Source organism: Ensifer sp. (assembly GCF_035999185.1).
Taxonomy (GTDB): domain Bacteria; phylum Pseudomonadota; class Alphaproteobacteria; order Rhizobiales; family Rhizobiaceae; genus Ensifer.
In genome coordinates, this window is sequence record NZ_DASYHB010000178.1 from 1 (window position 1) to 17,759 (window position 17,759).

Genomic DNA, 17,759 nt, shown 5'->3' on the forward strand with positions numbered 1-17,759 from the left:
GCACAAGGAACTTGGCATCGACATCGCGATGGAGTGCACCGGCATCTTCACCGCGCGCGACAAGGCTGCAGCCCACCTGACCGCCGGCGCCAAGCGCGTCATCGTCTCGGCTCCGGCCGATGGCGCTGACCTGACGGTCGTCTACGGCGTCAACCACGACCAGCTGACCAAGGACCACCTGGTCATCTCCAACGCCTCGTGCACCACGAACTGCCTGGTTCCGGTCGTCAAGGTCCTGAACGATGTCATCGGCATCAGCCACGGCTTCATGACCACGATCCACTCCTACACCAACGACCAGCCGTCGCTCGACCAGATGCACAAGGATCTGTACCGTGCCCGCGCTGCCGCTCTGTCGATGATCCCGACCTCGACCGGTGCTGCCAAGGCCGTCGGCCTGGTTCTGCCGGAACTGAAGGGCAAGCTCGACGGCACCTCGATCCGCGTTCCGACCCCGAACGTCTCGGTCGTCGACTTCAAGTTCGTCGCCAAGCGCAACACCTCGGTCGAGGAAATCACCAACGCCATCAAGGCGGCCTCGAACGGCGCGCTGAAGGGCGTTCTCGGCTACACGGAAGAGCCGCTGGTTTCGCGCGACTTCAACCACGACAGCCACTCCTCGATCTTCGCGATCGACCAGACCAAGGTCGTCGAAGGCAACTTCGTTCGTATCCTGACCTGGTACGACAACGAGTGGGGCTTCTCGAACCGCATGGCCGACACGGCGGTCGCCTTCGCCAAGCTCATCTAAGTCAGATGTTTCGCGCCCTTTCCTCAACGACGGTCCGCTGGCGTCCGCTGGAAGGGGAAGGGCTCGAACACCTGACGCTGACGCAAACTGATACTCCCGACGGCGCGGTCATCCGCGCCGTCGGCGTTCTCATCGGCAGTCGCGGCGGTGCACCCTACGGTGCGCGTTACCGGATCGATTGCGATAACGGCTGGTTTGTTCGCAAGCTGATGGTCGACACGACCGATGGCCGCAGCCTGCATCTGCGCTCGGATGTGCCCGGCCAGTGGATGACGGCGCGAGGCGCGCCCCTGCCCGAGTTCGACGGCTGCATCGATATCGACCTCGCCGGCACGCCTTTCACCAATACGCTGCCGATCCGTCGCCTTGGCCTTGATCGGCAGGCCGGCACGACCAGGCTGAAGATGCTCTACGTGCCGTTCGACACGTTCGAGCCCGTTGTCGACGGCCAGCACTACACCTGCCTCGAAGATTTCAGGCTTTATCGCTACGAGGCCGAGGACCGCAGTTTTACTGCGGACCTGCCCGTGGATGAGGACGGCCTCGTCATCGACTACCCCACCCTTTTCCAAAGACTATCACCGGAGACTATCTGATGACTTTCAAGACCCTCGACGATCTGACCGACATCGCCGGCAAGCGCGTTCTGGTGCGCGTCGATCTCAACGTGCCGGTCAAGGACGGCGTGGTCACTGACGCGACCCGCATCGAGCGCGTCGCGCCGACCATCCGCGAACTGTCCGAGAAGGGCGCCAAGGTCATCCTGCTTGCCCATTTCGGCCGCCCGAAGGGTGAACCGGTCGCCGAGATGTCGCTGAAGACGATCGCGACGGCGGTCGAAGACGTGCTCGACCAGCGCGTCCACTTCGGCGCCGACTGCATCGGCGACAAGGCCAAGAACGCCATTGCCGACATGAGCAACGGCGACGTGCTGCTCTTGGAAAACACCCGCTTCCACAAGGGCGAGGAAAAGAACGAGGCCGAATTCGTCAAGGCGCTCGCCGCCAACGGCGACATCTATGTCAACGATGCCTTCTCGGCTGCGCACCGCGCCCATGCCTCGACCGAGGGCCTCGCCCATCATCTGCCCGCCTATGCCGGCCGCACCATGCAGGCCGAGCTTGAGGCGCTGGAGAAGGGCCTCGGCCAGCCGAAGCGCCCGGTTGTGGCCATCGTCGGCGGCGCCAAGGTCTCGACCAAGATCGACCTGCTGCAGAACCTGGTGACCAAGGTCGACGCGCTCGTCATCGGCGGCGGGATGGCCAACACCTTCATTGCCGCCAAGGGCGTCAATGTCGGCAAGTCGCTCTGCGAACATGACCTCGCCGATACCGCCAAGGCAATCATCGCGGCCGCCGACAAGGCCGGTTGCGCCATCGTGCTGCCCGAAGACGGCGTGATCGCCCGCGAGTTCAAGGCAGGTGCTGACAACGAAGTGGTCGACATCAACGCCATCCCCGCCGATGCCATGGTGCTCGACGTCGGTCCGAAGTCGATCGCTGCCGTCAATGACTGGATCTCCAAGGCCGAAACGCTGGTCTGGAACGGCCCGCTCGGCGCTTTCGAAATCGCCCCCTTCGACAAGGCGACGGTTGCCGTTGCCAAGCATGCGGCTGCCCGCACCCGCCAGGGCGCGCTGGTTTCGGTCGCCGGCGGCGGCGACACCGTTGCAGCCTTGAACCATGCCGAAGTCGCCGACGATTTCAGCTATGTCTCGACCGCAGGCGGCGCGTTCCTCGAGTGGATGGAAGGCAAGCCGCTTCCGGGCGTCGACATCCTCAAGCAGAAGTAAGCTACTGACTTGGCGCGCGGCACAACTGCCGCGCGCCAAGTCTCTAAGAAAAAATCGTTACAGTTCAATCGATTAAAAAATTTTAAATCGTTTCAGTCGCTTTTCTTGCCATTTTCCTGGACAATTTCACCTGTTACTCGCGCCCTCGTTTGGAGCGTGGCGGCTGCCCCGTGCGCCGTCGGTCCGAAGCTGTTTGTTTCAGTACCCGCCTGATCCTGACGATCGGCGTTGTCTAGGGAGAAGAAGCATGACGGAAAGATTGGAAGACATCGCCATTGCCATGGTCGCCAACGGCCGGGGGCTGCTTGCCGCCGACGAGTCGACGGCCACGATCAAGAAGCGTTTCGATACGATCGGCCTTGAATCCACCGAGACCTCCAGGCGCGACTACCGCGAGATGCTGCTGCGCGCCGACAAGGCGATGCGCAAGTACATCTCCGGTGTCATCCTCTACGAGGAAACCCTCTTCCAGCATGCGGTCGATGGCACGCAGCTCGTCGACATCATCCGGGCCGCCGGCTCGATCCCCGGCATCAAGGTCGATGCCGGCGCCAAGCCGATGACCAATTTTCCGGCGGAAACCATCACTGAGGGGCTCGACGGGCTCGGCCAGCGGCTGGCGAAATACTACGAGGCCGGCGCGCGCTTTGCCAAATGGCGCGGGGTGATCGCCATCTCCGATACGCTGCCAAGCCCGGGCGCCGTTCGCGCCAACGCCCATGCGCTTGCCCGCTACGCCGCTCTTTGCCAGGAGGCCGGTATCGTGCCGATCGTCGAGCCGGAGGTGCTGATGGACGGCGCGCCCGGCGACCATTCGATCGAGCGCTCGGAGGAAGTGACCGAATGGACGCTGCGCACCTCCTTCGAGGAACTGGCCGCCATGCGCGTCAAGCTCGAAGGCATGATCCTGAAGCCGAGCATGGTGATCGACGGCAAGAAGGCCCGCAAGGCTTCCGTGACCGAGGTGGCTGAGCGAACGATCAAGGTGCTGAAGCGCACCGTACCTTCGGCGGTGCCCGGCATCGCCTTCCTCTCGGGCGGCCAGTCGACCGAAGAGGCGACCGCCCACCTTTCGGCCATGAACACCCATCACGACCTGCCGTGGAAGCTCACCTTCTCCTATGGCCGTGCGCTCCAGCAGGAGGCGCTCAACGCCTGGCACGGCAAGGCCGACAACATCGGCGACGGCCAGCGCGCCTTCGCCCATCGCGCCGAGATGTGCAGCCTCGCCGCCAAGGGCACCTGGAAGAAGGATCTCGAAAAGGCGGCCTGACCGCATACGACACCCAGAAAACGAAGGGGCTGCAATGCGGCCCCTTTTTCATCGCGCCTTAGGAAAAGGAGGCAACACTTCCCGCGCATGGTCGACACCATGCTCCATGTTCCGAACGGACATGGAAGTTGTCACCCGGACAAATCAGCGTCTTCGTACGGCAGGCCGATTGGCTTAAGCCTTGGCTTCCCAGTGAAGACGGGGCCTACCGGCGCCCGACAAGCGAAAGCTGAAACCATGACCGCAGCCCCGCAATCCGTCTCCTATGTCACCGTCGACGTTTTCACCGACGAACGTTTTGCCGGCAACCAGCTTGCCGTCATTCCGGATGCCCGCGGCCTGAGCGATAGCCAGATGCAGGCGATTGCCACCGAGTTCGGCTATTCGGAAGTGACCTTCGTGCTGCCGCCCCGCGACCCGGCCAACACCGCCGAGGTCCGGATCTTCACGCCGACGGCGGAGATCCCCTTTGCCGGCCACCCCAATGTCGGTACCGCCTTCGTGCTCGGCCGGCGACAGGAGATCTTCGGCCGTGTTCCGGGCGAGGTCCTGCTATTTGAGGAGAGGGCCGGACTGGTTGCCGCGACGCTGCTGCGCGAACGCGGCGAAGTCACCGGCGCAAATATTGTCGTTCCACGCGGCCTCACCGTTGGCCCCGAGATCGACGCCGAGACCATTGCCGCCTGCGCGTCGCTCACGCCGGGAGCCATCAGCACGCGCGTCCATGTGCCGACCCGCCTGTCCGTCGGCCTGCCCTTCGCGGTCGCCGAAATCAGCGATGTCGCGACGCTGTCGACGGCGCGGCCGAACGTCACCGCGTTCCAGGCGGCAAATGCGCGCTACAAGCCCGAGGAAGACAGTTTCAGCCTGTTTCTCTATAGCCGCTCCGCCGATCGACCCTGGCAGATCCGCGCCCGCATGTTCGCGCCGCTCGATAACGTCAATGAGGATCCGGCGACCGGCAGCGCTTCGGCAGCCCTTTCCGCCTATCTCGTCGCGCGACTGCCTGAGCGGGATATCGATGTCGAGATCGTGATCGAGCAGGGCGTGGAGATGGGACGCCGCAGTCTCATCGGCGCTTCCGTCCGCAAGCAGGACGGTGTCGTTCGCCAGGTCAGCCTCTCCGGCACTTGCGTCAGCGCCATGCGCGGGGTCATCGACCTCTGACAGCTGCGCTTTGCCGCAGCATCTGGTGCCGCGCGCAATCGTCGAGGAGGCGATAGTGCGTTTCGCTAGGCTTGTTCGTCCTTCTTCGGCAGCAGCTTGAGGATATCGGCGAACATATCCTGCCATTCCGCGTCGGCCATCTCGAGGAAACCGAAACCACGCAGCAGAAAGACGCCTTCGGTCGCGAGAAACATCAGCCGCGCCCGGCGCCCCTCCTCGGTCGAGAGGTCGAGACCATCGACACGGGCGCGATACCAGGCGCGGTTCTTCGCCATATGGTCTTCGCGTTGCAGAAGTGCCGCCATCATGCCGGACGTTCGGGCCTTGTCGGCCATATCCATTCGCGCCGTCACCGCAACATACGCGCGCATCGCCTTCATCGGGTCCGGGTCGCCACCGCCTTCGGCTGCAACGGCACTGTCGAAATCGTTGAACCAGCGCTCCATCATTGCGTCGATCAGGCCGTCCTTGTTGCCGAAGCAATATTGAACGCCGCCCTTGGTGATGCCGGACGCCTTGGCGACCGCATCGATCGTCAAGCCGCCCGCACCGATGGAAAGTACGATCGCCTCCGCCGCATCCAGAACCTTGTCACGATCGATCGTTCGTCGCCGCCCCATCTTGACTTCCCATTTTTAAATCCATACGTATGTATTTATATTATAGCCCTTACGTAAACAAGGCCAAGCTTACAATCCCCTGTGGGCGGCCACCCGAGGTGTACCATGCTACCGCAAAATCGCTGGCTCGTTCTGGCCATCGTATCGAGCGCGCTGTTTCTGATCGTCGTCGATATGACGGTGCTCTATACTGCCCTTCCCCGCCTGACCCATGATCTCGGCGCGACCGCGTCCGAGAAGCTCTGGATCGTCAACGCCTATGCCCTAGTCGTTGCCGGCCTCTTGCCCGGCCTCGGCACGCTCGGCGACAGGCTAGGCCACAAGAAGCCTTTCATCGTCGGCCTCGCCGTCTTTGGCATCGCCTCGCTGATCGCGGCCTACGCACCCAATCCGGAAGTCCTGATCGGCGGCCGCGTGCTGCTCGCCGTCGGTGCTGCTCTGATGATGCCGGCAACGCTGTCGATCATCCGGCTGACCTTCACCGACGAACGCGAACGCGCGCTGGCGATCGGCGTCTGGGCGGCGATCGCTTCCGGAGGTGCAGCCATCGGCCCAGTGCTCGGCGGTTTCCTGCTGGAATATTTCTGGTGGGGCTCGGTCTTCCTGATCAACGTGCCGGTCGTAGCTGTTGCCCTGTTGCTCGGCCTGATCGTACTGCCAAACAATGCCGGCAACCCCAAACATCCCTGGGATGCTATCGGCTCGCTGCAGATCATGGTCGGCCTCATCGGCCTTGCCTATGCGATCAAGGAAACCAGCAAACGCGAGCCTTCGCTTGAGGCGGGTCTCGCCGCAGCTGTCATCGGCGCTGTCGCGCTTTTCCTGTTTGTCCGCCGCCAGCGCCAAGGCAGCCATCCGCTGATCGATTTCGGCCTATTCCGCAATCCGGCCTTTTCCTCAGGCGTTGCCGCCGCGCTGGTCGCATCCGCGTCCATCGTTGGCATCGAGCTTGTCTTGAGCCAGCAACTGCAGTTGGTTGAAGGCTTCTCGCCGCTTCAGGCTGGCCTGTTCATCCTGCCGATCCCGCTTGCCGCCTTCGTGGCGGGCCCGGTGACCGGTACGGTCCTGCCGCGCCTCGGGGCGGAGGTGGTGCTGCGCTCCGGCCTTATCCTCTCGGCCCTTGGCCTTGGTGGGTACCTGCTTGTCCATGAGGCCGGCGCTCTGGGTCAGATCGTCAGCCTCGTCGTTCTCGGCCTCGGCATCGGCGCGTCGATGACGGCCGCTTCGAGCGCCATCATGTTCAATGCCCCCGCGGAGCGGGCAGGCATGGCGGCGTCGATCGAAGAGGTCTCGTTCGAGCTTGGTGGGGCAATCGGCATTGCCGTGCTCGGCAGCGTGATGTCGCTCGTCTACACCGCTTTCCTCGTCCTTCCGGAGGGAGCCGCCATCTCGCCGATGGCGCGCGACAGCCTGGACGAAGCCTTGCTGCTCGCCGAGAAGCTGCCATCGGACGTGGCCGCAGAACTCGTCACCCGAGCGCGGATCGCCTTCGAACAGGCTTTCACCGCCGTGGTGATGACTGCGACGGCCATGCTGTTTACCACCGGTCTCGCCATCTGGTGGCTGACGGGCGGCCGCAGCGGCGCACGAGCCGAACCGGGCCGCGCGAGCCATCACTAAGCACTGCCGCCGGGCGAACACCTCGCCCGGCGGTTCAGCGCAAACCCGCCTCGCATTTGGCGATCGCCTCGACCATCGCCTGGAAGCGCACGTGATGGCGCACCGCGTCCAGGTCTGAATCCTGCTTGAACCAGAGCAACTGGTAACACGAACTTTGAGGCAGCAAGGTCTCGAGCAGGTCGAGCGCCGCGTCGATATCGCCGAGAATGGAATAGACACAGGCCGTGTTGTAGCGCGCGACAACGTCGTCCGGGTCGATCGCCATTGCCCGCGCCGCCCATTCCCGCGCCCGATCGGCCTCGCCCATATGGGCAAGCGCCAGCGCGCCGCGATGCGCGGGACCGGAGTTTTCCGGATTGAGCTCCAGCGCCCGTTCCGCCCGCGAAATCCCGATGCGTGCCCATTGCGCGCGTTCGGTATCCCGGCCGAGCGACCGGTAGGCACTCATCAGATGGATCGGCGACAGATAATCGTCCGGCCGGATATCCGCCGCGCGCTTGAAGAACTGGATCGCCGTGTCGAAGGCGCCTTGCATGAACAGGAAACGCCCGTAATGGAAGTTCGCCTCGTAAAGCCCCGCATCCAGCGTCAATGCCTGCTCGAACTCGGCGACCGCCTCGTCGCACTGCCCGTCCTGGTGCAACACCAGGCCACGCGACGCATGCGCCTCCGCAAGGTGTGGGTCGAGTGCCAGCGCCTTGTCGGCCATGGACAGAATGCTTTGCAGCGGAAACTCGTCCTCATGCCAGTCGCGCAGCGCCGACTCGCAATCGGCAATGCCGGCATAGGCACGGGCAAAATCCGGATCAAGCTCCACCGCCTTCAGGAACATGCGCCGCGCCAAAAGCAGATAGGATCGGGTCCAGGCGTGGGAAAACTGCCGCCCGCGAAGATAGTAGGTATAGGCCTCGACGCTTGTGGTCGGATCGCTCTCGATCGCCCGCTTTTCCGCCGGCAGCAGCTTGATCCTCAGTTGATCGACGATCGCGTGAGTGATCTCGTCCTGAATGGCGAAGATGTCGGTCAAGTCCCGGTCGTAGCGGTCAGCCCACAGATGCGTTCCGGTGAGCGCATCGATGAGCTGTCCGGTGATGCGCACCCGGGCACCGGCCTTGCGCACGCTGCCTTCGAGGATGTAGCGGACCCCGAGTTCCTGGGCGACCTGTTTCACCTTCACCGACCGCCCCTTGAAGGTAAACACCGTGTTGCGGGCGACGACATGCAGCTTCGAGATCTTCGACAGATCCGTGATGATGTCCTCGGTAATGCCGTCGGAAAAGTATTCCTGTTCCGGATCGTGGCTCATATTGGTGAAGGGCAGCACGCCGACCGAGAGCCCGTAGCCGTCGTCGAGCACGACCGGGCAAGTGCCATTCGGCGCGGAAGGGACTTTCGTGGGTGCACCAAGCGCGACCGAATAGACATGCACGCCGGCGGCGATGTTCTTCAGCGCGTGCTCGCCCCTGTCGATGAAGCCCACATCCAGCCGCGAGCCGACATGGTCGCGCACCGAAGCGGAGACGGCGATACCGGAGGGCTCCGCCAGGCCCTCGATACGGGCCGCGACATTGACGCCGTCGCCGAAGATATCGCCGTCCTCGACGATGATGTCGCCGAGATGGACGCCGATCCTGAGTTCGATGCGTTTGAGCGGCGGCACGCCCTCGTTGCGGATCAGCATGCCGCGCTGGATATCGACGGCGCAGGCGACCGCATGCACGACGCTCGCGAACTCGACCAGAAGGCCGTCGCCGGTGAGCTTGACCACGCGTCCCTTGTGACGGCTGATCTTCGGATCGACGAGTTCACTTTTGTGACGTTTCATCGCGGCAAGCGTGCCGGTCTCATCAGCGCCGATCAGGCGGCTGTAGCCCACGACATCGGCGGCGAGAATGGCAGCAAGCCGGCGTTCCAAGAAACCCCCGAATTCATCCCTCAGATGAAGGGGGTATTCTAGCGCGTTCTTCCCCATCTGTCCTGCGCCCTTTTGTAGTTGTAGCGAATATACGCACAACCCTAGCATCGGGTGCTCGGCTCCGAAGTTACAAATGGAACGGGTGCGCGCCGCGCCGGGTGACGGCTACGGCCGGATCAGCACCGTCACCATCATCATCACGATGGCAAAGACCGCGATCTTCCAGAAGTCGCGTCGATAGCGCAGCCCCGGCAGGCCGAGTGGCCAAATCAGTTGCACGGCCATCGCCAGGAGAAGAATAAGGGCGAGCGCCTTCTGCATGTTGCCCTCGTGTTTATGGAGCCGTATCGACCGGCGCCTGTTCGCAGAGCCGGCATCATCAGTCGCAGGAAGCACCGCCCCTCGCAAGGACTGGCGATACGCTGCCGATGGCAAAAAGGGCTAGTGTTTCCAGAGCCGATTTGCAATGACCGGCAGCTGCATGTTTCCTTCAATTGTCTTCGATTGAAGGTAAAAAACATGCGGCAACCCAAAGTGCTGCAAAGCGAAACCGGCTGGCAATTCGACAGGCACCGCCCTAACTTGCTGACGGCAGAACGAATTTCGGATGGATGATGAGAAAGAACCTGCTCCCGGTCGCCGCCCTTCTGCTTGGCACGCTGTTTCTCTTTCTGGGCAATGGTCTGCAGGGGCTGCTTCTTCCCGTGCGCGGCACCGCTGAAGGCTATCCCACCACCATCCTCGGCCTGATTGGCACGTCCTGGGCCGCCGGCTTCGTGCTTGGCTGCTTCTTTGCCCCCAATGTCGTCAAGCGCATCGGCCATGTACGCGCCTTCAGCGTCTTTGCCTCGCTGATCGCCATCGTCGCGCTCTTGACCGGCATCCTGATCGACAGCACCTCCTGGCTGATCCTGAGAGCCCTGACCGGTTTTGCCACCGCCGGCACATCGATGATCATCGAAAGCTGGCTGAACGAGCGCGCCACCAACGAAAGCCGTGGCGTCATCTTCTCGCTCTACATCGCCATCACCCTCTTCGGCGTCGTCGGCGGCCAGATGATGATCCCGTTCGGCGACACCTCGACCAGCTTCTTCTTCATGATCTGCGGCATCCTCTACTGCGTCGCCATGTTGCCGACCCTGATGTCGAAGGCCGCCTCGCCGCAGCCGCTGAAGAAGGTGAGCCTCGACCTGCGCGGCCTCTACCGCAACTCGCCGGTGTCCTTCCTCGGCATCCTGCTCGTCGGCATCGCAAACGGCGCCTTCGGCACGCTCGGCGCCGTCTTCGGCCGCCAGGCCGGCCTGTCCGACAGCACCGTTGCGGCGATGATGAGCGTCGCGATCTTCGCAGGTGCCGTCATGCAGCTGCCGGCCGGGCGCCTCTCCGACCGCATCGACCGGCGCTACGTCCTTGCGGCCCTTGCCGGGGTTGGCGCTCTCGCCGGGCTGCTGATCTTCCTCATCGAGCCGAGCCAGGTCTGGATCGTGTTGACGTTGATCGCGATTTACGGCGCCGCCGCCAACGCGCTCTATCCGATCGCCGTCTCGCACGCCAACGACTTCGCCACCGCCGAAGACTTCGTGAAGGTCTCGGGTGGCCTGCTGCTGCTCTATGGCATCGGCACCATCATCGGCCCGACGATCGGCGGCCCGGTCATGACGGCAGCCGGCCCCTATGGCCTGTTCATGATCACCGCCTGCGCCCACATCCTGATCACGGCCTATGCCATCATCCGCAGCCGCATGCGCGCGCCCGTGCCGGTATCCGACCGCGACGCCTTCTCGCCGGTCAGCGCCGGTGCGCCGACGACACCGGAAAGCCTGCAGCTTTCGCCGCGCGCGGCCCCGTTTGAAGAAGACCGCAATGAACCGGACAAACGTCCAGATTGGGAGGATCAGTCCGATGAGCCTGTTTGACGACGATCGGCCGCAAAAGAAGGTGGCCCATGAAATCGGCAGCGATCTAGCACTCCTGTCCGTTGACGAGCTGACGCAACGCATCGCCCTTCTGACCGAGGAAATCGCCCGGCTGGAAGCCGAACGCACACGGAAATCGGCGAGCCGCTCGGCGGCCGAAAACCTGTTTCGTTGACGGGTCTTACTGCCCGCAGGCGCGCAGCAAAACGAGCCGCATTTAACGACGCATTAAGCATTATCTGCGATTGTCAGGGCATCCGGAGCTTTCCGGTCTCAGACATTTTCACCGACTGGCGAATGGGTCTGATTTTTCTCCCTGTTTTACCTTGAGAGCCGCTTTCCGCGGCTCTTTTTTTGTTTTGGCATAGGTTTATCCAAAGAACTGTGGAGATTAACCCTTTCTTAAGAATGCCCTTGCGCGAAATGCGCTATCGGATCATTCTTCAAGCATAGAGGCGGGCAAGGATTTATTTGCCATAACCGTCCACTACCTGACTGTCGTGATGCGTTTGAACCAGGGAAAACAGGTCATGTCCGAGAGAGGATTGAATACGGTCAGTTTCGCAGGACACGCAGCGTCCTCGGCACAATTCAAGACACTCTATTCGGAAGGCATGGGACTGGTTGAAGAAACAGCAACCTATCTCGACGGCCCCGGCCGCGCTGCCTCCAAGGTTCTGCCGCGCATGGCATCGGTCCTCTATGCGGCTGAATCCATGCGGCTCACCACCCGCCTGATGCAGATGGCCTCCTGGCTGCTGCTGCAGCGCGCCGTCAACAACGGCGAGATGAGCCGCGACCAGGTGATGTCGGAAAAGAGCAAGGTTCGCCTCGACAGCTTCAACGTCGACAAGGCAGCACCCGGCTGGGCCGAACTGCCGGAATCCTTCCGCGACCTGATCGAACGGTCGCTGCGCCTGCAGAACCGCGTCGCTTTGCTCGACCGCGAAATCTACCGCCCGCACGAAGCCGCCGCCATCGTTCCGGACAACCAGAACGGCGTCAAGGCACAGATCAAGCTGCTTCAGACGGCCTTCGGCAGCAACTGATCAGGCATTTCCTGTCAGCAGACAGACAACAACCCGGCTCGATGGCCGGGTTTTTTGTTTCTGCCTTTCATCCGCGCACTTGGCCGCCCAACTGCATGCTTCCTTTAATCGCAACCGATCAGAGGATCAAAACCATGCGGCAATTCACAATGCTACAGCGACCTTTGCCCGGCCGACAAGACGCTCGGCGTCTGAAGACGACGCGACACAGGGGCATCATCAGGCAACAAAAAAGCCCGGCAGAGCCGGGCTTTGAGCGTTCCGAAGAAACGATCGATTAGAGGCCGAGGCCTTCGAAGCGCTTCTTGAACTTGGAGACGCGGCCGCCGCGGTCCATGAGCTGCTGGTTGCCGCCCGTCCAAGCCGGGTGCGACTTCGGGTCGATTTCCAGGTTCATGGTGGCGCCTTCCGAACCCCAGGTCGAGCGGGTTTCGTATTCGGTGCCGTCAGTCATGACCACCTTGATGAGGTGGTAGTCGGGATGGATGTCTGCCTTCATAACGATCTTCCTAGAGTTCCAGGGTCCAATTGTCGCAAGGCATTGCGACTTCGAGACCGAACACGTAAATGAAGCCGCGGACCGGCTGAAGGGCCACGGCTTCCCAATTGGATGCCGTGCCTATACATCAAGGTCTGCGGGATAACAAGTGCCGCGCGGAAGACTCATGGGAAACCCTTTCCTCCGTGCTTGGCGAAAGGGGTCAAGTGTCGTCAAGAGAAAACCAGGCGCCAGCGCGCAAGTCCATTCGCCCTCTCGCCACGCTGCTGCCCTACCTTGCGCGCTATCGCCATCTGGTGATCGGCGCAGGCATTTCGCTCGTCATTGCGGCGGTCACCACCCTGACGCTGCCGCTTGCAGTCCGGCGCATGGTCGACAACGGCTTTTCCAGCTCCGACAGCGGCTTCATCAACACCTATTTCTCGATGTTGATGCTGCTGGCCATCGTGCTCGCGCTCGCAAGCGCCGCCCGCTACTATTTCGTCATTTCGCTCGGCGAGCGTATCGTCGCTGACCTCAGGCGCAATGTCTTCGATCGGGTGACCCGCCTCTCCGCCTCCTTCTTCGACGTCAACCAGTCCGGCGAGATCGTGTCGCGGCTGACGGCCGATACGACGCAGGTGAAGTCCGCGGTCGGCGCCACCGCCTCGGTCGCACTGCGCAACCTGATCCTGTGTCTCGGCGCCATCGGCATGATGGTCTATACCAGCCCGAAACTCTCGAGCCTGGTGCTGATCGCTATTCCCGTCATCGTCTTTCCGCTCGTCGGTTTCGGCCGCTCCGTGCGCCGCCGCTCGCGCGAGGCGCAGGACACGCTGGCAAAAGCATCCGCCTATGCCGGCGAAGCGATCGCCGCATCCCGCACCGTCCAGGCTTTCAACGGCGAGGCGCTGGCAAACAGTCACTTCGCAGGCACCGTCGAGGATGCCTATGGCGCAGCCCGCGCCGCGATCAAGGCCCGTTCTGTCCTGACCGCCTTTGCCATTACCATGGTATTTGGCAGCGTCGTCGCGGTGCTGTGGTTCGGCGCCCACGACGTGCTGGCGGGCAACCTGTCGGCCGGCACGCTCAGCCAGTTCCTGCTCTATTCGGTCTTTGCGGCAGGCAGCCTCGGCTCGCTTTCGGAAGTCTGGGGCGAGCTTTCGCAGGCCGCCGGTGCTGCAGAGCGGCTCAACGAACTGCTGACGGAGATCCCGGAGATCCAGGCGCCTGAAAACCCGGTCGCCCTTCCGGTCCCGGCAACGGGCGCCGTTTCGTTCGACGACGTCTATTTCGCCTATCCGTCGCGCCCCGACTTCAAGAGCCTGAACGGGCTCACCATGGCGGTCAAGCCGGGGGAAACGGTTGCGATCGTCGGCCCGTCCGGCGCCGGCAAGAGCACCGTTTTCTCCATGCTGCTTCGCTTCTACGATCCTGCGAAGGGCACTGTCGCCGTCGACGGCATCGATATCCGCACGGTCGATCCGAAGGACCTGCGTGCACGGATCGCGATCGTTCCGCAGGACGTGACGATCTTCGCCTCGTCGGTCCACGACAACATCGCGTTTGGCATGCCTGGCGCCAGCCGTGAAGCGGTTCGCGCCGCCGCCGTCGCCGCCCAGGCCGACGAGTTCATCGGCCGGCTCGACAAGGGCTACGACACCCATGTCGGCGAACGCGGCGTCACGCTTTCGGGCGGCCAGCGCCAGCGTATCGCCATTGCCCGCGCCATCCTCAAGAACGCGCCCATTCTGCTTCTCGACGAGGCGACCTCGGCGCTTGATGCCGAAAGCGAGACGCTGGTCCAAAAGGCGCTTGACGGTCTGCTGCATGAGCGCACGACGCTGATCATTGCCCATCGGCTCGCAACCGTACTGAAGGCCGACCGCATTCTCGTCATGGATCACGGCCGCATCGTCGAGGAAGGCACGCACGCCTCGCTCATTCGTCACGGCGGGCTCTATGCGAAGCTCGCACGCCTGCAGTTCAACCACGGTGCCGAAGCCCTGTTCGTGAGCTCCCAGAGCTGAACAGGCCGTTTGGCACGAAAAGCCTCCTCCGATTTGCCGTAAAGCGGTTGCCGCCGGAAGGCCGAGCCCTATTGTTATGGGGCCCGGTCGAGGAGGCCGGCTTCGCTTTCTCATGAATTGATCGGGAGGACTATCGCATGGCATTTTCGCATCTGACCCGGCGCGCGACGCTGACGCTCGGCCTGATGGCGCTTTCCGCGCTGCCCCTTGGCTCGGCCGCTCTTGCCCAGGGCTTCCCCGACCGACCGGTCACGCTCGTCGTGCCATTCGCCGCCGGCGGCTCGACCGATGTGGTCGCACGCATCGTCGCGCAGAAAATGTCGGAGGATCTCGGCGAACAGGTGATCGTGCAGAACGTCGCCGGCGCCGGCGGCAATCTCGGCGCCGCCAATGTCGCCCGCGCCGACCCCGATGGATATACGATCCTGATGGGCACCGTCGCCACCCACGCCCTCAATCCGTTGATTCTCAAGACCAAGCCTTACGATCCGGAGAAGGATTTTTCGCCGATCTCGCTGCTCGTGGTCGTGCCCAATGTGCTGGTGGTCAATCCGGAGCTGCCGGCCAAGAATGTCGAGGAACTGCTGGCGCTCTTGAAGGCCAAGCCCGACGAGTACAGCTACGCGTCCTCCGGCAACGGAACGCCACTGCATCTGTCAGGCGAGCTCTTCAAGAAGATGGCCGGCGTCAGCATGCAGCACATCCCGTACAAGGGCGCAGGCCCGGCGCTGAACGACGTCATCGGCAACCAGGTGCCGATCATGTTCGACAACCTTCCCTCGTCCTCCGGCCACATCAAGGCGGGAACGCTGCGGGCGCTTGCGGTGACCACCGCGGAACGCGCCCCTTCCTTCCCCGATGTGCCGACGGTCGCCGAGGCGGGCATTCCGGGCTACGAGACCTACACCTGGAACGCACTCTTTGCGCCAGCCAACACACCTGAGCCGGTGGTTGCCCGCCTTAACGAGGCGGCCAACAAGGCCCTGCAGGACCCCGCTGTCGTCGAACGCATGAAGGAATTCAGCGCCAAGATCGTCGGCTCGACCCCGGACGAGCTGAAGGCGCATGTGACCGCGGAACTGGCGAAGTGGACGCCCGTCGTGCGCGACGCCAACGTGCAGATGGATTGACGCTCAGGTCTACCGAGGCCACCGCCCCTCATCCGGCTGCCGCCACCTTCTCCCCGCGCGCGGGGAGAAGGGACGTGTGGCACGCGCCGTGCCATCATTCCTACCGACATGGGAGGCGTTGGCCGGTTGCCAGCCGCGCATCATTGAGACGTAGGCTAGGAAAGGTCGCCACATATTCGGCCGTCCCTTCTCCCCGCGTGCGGGGAGAAGGCTAGTCCTCGGGTTAAACCCGAGGAGAGGGGCAATCGTCTGGCACAACGATGACCGGCACGCCAAACGCTACGCGCCCGCAGCGCCCCGCCCCGCCTCCCGGCCGGAAAAGATGCAGCCGCCGAGGAACGTGCCTTCGAGCGCGTTGTAGCCGTGCATTCCGCCTCCGCCGAAACCGGCCACTTCGCCGGCCGCGTAGAGACCCGGTACAGGCTCGCCCGACTGCTCCAGCACCTGGCCGCTCAGGTTGGTCTGCAGGCCACCGAGCGACTTGCGCGTCAGAATATGCAGGCGAACGGCGATCAGCGGCCCGGCCTTCGGATCGAGCAGCCGGTGTGGTCTTGCGGTGCGCAGCAACCGGTCGCCTCGGTAGCTGCGGGCACCGCGGATCGCCGTCACCTGGGCATCCTTTGAGAAGGGGTTGCTGATCTCCCTGTCGCGCGCCTCGATCTGCTGGCGCAGGTGCTCGAGCGACAGACGGTTGTCGCCGGTGAGCGCGTTCATCGCCGGGACGAGATCATCCAGCCGATCGCGGACGATGAAATCCTCGCCCCTGTCCATGAAAGCCTGGACCGGTCCCGGAGGGTTCTTGCCGAGCCGCTTCAAGAGCAACGCGATGCTCTTGCCGGTGAGATCCGGGTTCTGCTCGGAGCCCGAGAGAGCGAACTCCTTCTTGATGATCGCCCTGGTCAGGATGAACCAGCTGTAGTCATGGCCGCTGTCGCGGATCGCCTGCAAGGTGCCGAGCGTGTCGAAACCCGGCATGGCCGGTGCTGCGAAACGGTTGCCGTCGGCGTCGCACCAGAAGGATGAAGGGCCAGGCAGGATGCGGATGCCGTGATCCGGCCAGATCGGGTCGAAGTTTTTCAGCCCCTCGGTATAGTGCCACATGCGGTCGGCGTTGATCATCGAACCCCGCGCCCGGCTGGCGATCTCCAGCATGCGTCCGTCGACGTGATGCGGCACGCCCGCAACCATGGTTGCCGGCGGCTGGCCAAGGCGCTTTCGCGGCCAGTTGCGGCGCACCAGATCGTGGTTGCCGCCAATCCCGCCCGAAGAGACGATGACCGCGCCCGCCGAAATCTCGAAGTCGCCGACGACGTCGCGCGAACTGCGCTCACCGCGCCCGACCGGGTCCTCCTTCAAGAGCGCGCCGCGCGCCCCGGTCACCCGACCGTCGGTGATCGTGAGTTCATCCACCCGGTGACGAAACCGGAAACGGACGAGGCCCCGGCTTTCCGCTTCGCGCGTCAGGCGGATGAATGGCTCAAGCACCGCCGGACCGGTGCCCCAGGTCACGTGAAAACGCGGAACCGAATTGCCGTGTCCGTGCGCAAGCCCACCGCCACGCTCCGCCCAGCCGACGACAGGAAACCAGCGCATGCCGAGGGAATGCAGCCAGGAGCGCTTCTCGCCTGCGGCAAAATTGAGATAAGCCTCGGCCCAGAGCTGCGGCCAATGATCTTCCGGGCGGTCGAATTGCGAGGAACCCATCCAGTCCTGTCGGGCGAGATCGCGTGTATCGCGGATGCCCATGCGGCGCTGTTCGGGACTGTCGACGAAGAAGAGCCCGCCCAGCGACCAGAACGCCTGTCCGCCGAGGTTCTGCTCCCCCTCCTGATCGAGAACGATGACCTTTTTGCCAAGTGCGGCCGCCTGCGAGGCCGCAACGAGACCCGCTAGCCCTGCGCCGATGACCAATACGTCGCAATCCATGAAATGCTCTCCCCTCGCATCCCACTCGGCGCCCGGCGTCGCTTCAATCGCGCACGGGTCGCTGCAGCCACGTGAGTGGCTGGAGCAACTGT

16 protein-coding genes are annotated in these 17,759 nt (G+C 63.3%); 11 read left to right on the top strand and 5 right to left on the bottom strand.

Features of this window, described 5'->3' with window-relative positions; translation table 11 throughout:
* The 5 genes from VGO04_RS24135 to VGO04_RS24155 form a co-directional block, all read left to right on the top strand.
* On the top strand, positions 1-751 hold a 751-nt coding region (locus VGO04_RS24135; protein ID WP_327498496.1), incomplete at its 5' end, for a type I glyceraldehyde-3-phosphate dehydrogenase.
* Positions 752-756: 5 nt separating this feature from the next.
* Positions 757-1,347 (top strand): putative glycolipid-binding domain-containing protein, encoded by a 591-nt coding sequence (locus tag VGO04_RS24140; RefSeq protein ID WP_327498497.1) that lies wholly within the window; start codon positions 757-759, stop codon positions 1,345-1,347.
* The gene (locus VGO04_RS24145; RefSeq protein ID WP_327498498.1) at positions 1,347-2,543 is read left to right on the top strand and encodes a phosphoglycerate kinase; all 1,197 of its coding nucleotides are present in this window, start codon (positions 1,347-1,349) and stop codon (positions 2,541-2,543) included. Before VGO04_RS24140 ends, VGO04_RS24145 begins: the two co-directional genes overlap by 1 nt.
* A gap of 247 nt (positions 2,544-2,790) precedes the next feature.
* Entirely contained in the window at positions 2,791-3,816 is a 1,026-nt protein-coding gene (locus VGO04_RS24150; protein ID WP_327498499.1) for a class I fructose-bisphosphate aldolase, read from the top strand.
* A gap of 237 nt (positions 3,817-4,053) precedes the next feature.
* Complete coding sequence (locus VGO04_RS24155) at positions 4,054-4,983, top strand: PhzF family phenazine biosynthesis protein (RefSeq protein ID WP_327498500.1); 930 nt, start codon at positions 4,054-4,056, stop codon at positions 4,981-4,983.
* 65 nt (positions 4,984-5,048) lie between these two features.
* Here the strand turns inward: VGO04_RS24155 and VGO04_RS24160 are convergent, their stop codons facing one another.
* Positions 5,049-5,603 carry a TetR/AcrR family transcriptional regulator gene (locus tag VGO04_RS24160; protein WP_327498501.1) on the bottom strand — a complete coding sequence of 185 codons (555 nt, stop codon included), beginning with the start codon at positions 5,601-5,603 and terminating at the stop codon, positions 5,049-5,051.
* 105 nt (positions 5,604-5,708) lie between these two features.
* Here VGO04_RS24160 and VGO04_RS24165 point away from each other — a divergent pair, with 105 nt between their 5' ends.
* A complete protein-coding gene (locus VGO04_RS24165; RefSeq protein ID WP_327498502.1) occupies positions 5,709-7,223 on the top strand; it encodes an MFS transporter in 1,515 nt (504 codons plus the stop codon).
* Positions 7,224-7,257: 34 nt separating this feature from the next.
* On the opposite strand, the gene VGO04_RS24170 is transcribed toward VGO04_RS24165, so the two are convergent.
* Positions 7,258-9,195: a TPR end-of-group domain-containing protein gene (locus VGO04_RS24170; RefSeq protein WP_327498503.1), complete on the bottom strand. Its 1,938-nt coding sequence runs from the start codon at positions 9,193-9,195 to the stop codon at positions 7,258-7,260.
* A gap of 108 nt (positions 9,196-9,303) precedes the next feature.
* Positions 9,304-9,459: a hypothetical protein gene (locus VGO04_RS24175; RefSeq protein WP_327498504.1), complete on the bottom strand. Its 156-nt coding sequence runs from the start codon at positions 9,457-9,459 to the stop codon at positions 9,304-9,306.
* A gap of 293 nt (positions 9,460-9,752) precedes the next feature.
* Between VGO04_RS24175 and VGO04_RS24180 the strand changes: the two genes are divergently transcribed.
* The 3 genes from VGO04_RS24180 (at position 9,753) to VGO04_RS24190 (ending at position 12,103) form a co-directional block, all read left to right on the top strand.
* The gene (locus VGO04_RS24180) at positions 9,753-11,054 is read left to right on the top strand and encodes an MFS transporter (protein WP_327498505.1); all 1,302 of its coding nucleotides are present in this window, start codon (positions 9,753-9,755) and stop codon (positions 11,052-11,054) included.
* Positions 11,041-11,229 carry a DUF1192 domain-containing protein gene (locus VGO04_RS24185; RefSeq protein ID WP_077959771.1) on the top strand — a complete coding sequence of 63 codons (189 nt, stop codon included), beginning with the start codon at positions 11,041-11,043 and terminating at the stop codon, positions 11,227-11,229. Before VGO04_RS24180 ends, VGO04_RS24185 begins: the two co-directional genes overlap by 14 nt.
* A gap of 355 nt (positions 11,230-11,584) precedes the next feature.
* A complete protein-coding gene (locus VGO04_RS24190) occupies positions 11,585-12,103 on the top strand; it encodes a DUF1465 family protein (RefSeq protein ID WP_327498506.1) in 519 nt (172 codons plus the stop codon).
* A gap of 277 nt (positions 12,104-12,380) precedes the next feature.
* On the opposite strand, the gene rpmE is transcribed toward VGO04_RS24190, so the two are convergent.
* A complete protein-coding gene (gene rpmE, locus VGO04_RS24195) occupies positions 12,381-12,602 on the bottom strand; it encodes a 50S ribosomal protein L31 (RefSeq protein ID WP_053249635.1) in 222 nt (73 codons plus the stop codon).
* 206 nt (positions 12,603-12,808) lie between these two features.
* On the opposite strand from rpmE, the gene VGO04_RS24200 reads away from it, so the two are divergent.
* Complete coding sequence (locus VGO04_RS24200) at positions 12,809-14,611, top strand: ABC transporter ATP-binding protein/permease (RefSeq protein WP_327498507.1); 1,803 nt, start codon at positions 12,809-12,811, stop codon at positions 14,609-14,611.
* Positions 14,612-14,748: 137 nt separating this feature from the next.
* On the top strand, positions 14,749-15,741 hold the full coding sequence (locus VGO04_RS24205) for a tripartite tricarboxylate transporter substrate binding protein (protein ID WP_327498508.1): 993 nt from the start codon (positions 14,749-14,751) through the stop codon (positions 15,739-15,741).
* 279 nt (positions 15,742-16,020) lie between these two features.
* Here the strand turns inward: VGO04_RS24205 and VGO04_RS24210 are convergent, their stop codons facing one another.
* Positions 16,021-17,667 carry an FAD-binding dehydrogenase gene (locus VGO04_RS24210; protein ID WP_327498509.1) on the bottom strand — a complete coding sequence of 549 codons (1,647 nt, stop codon included), beginning with the start codon at positions 17,665-17,667 and terminating at the stop codon, positions 16,021-16,023.
* Between the last annotated feature and the right edge of the window lie 92 nt (positions 17,668-17,759).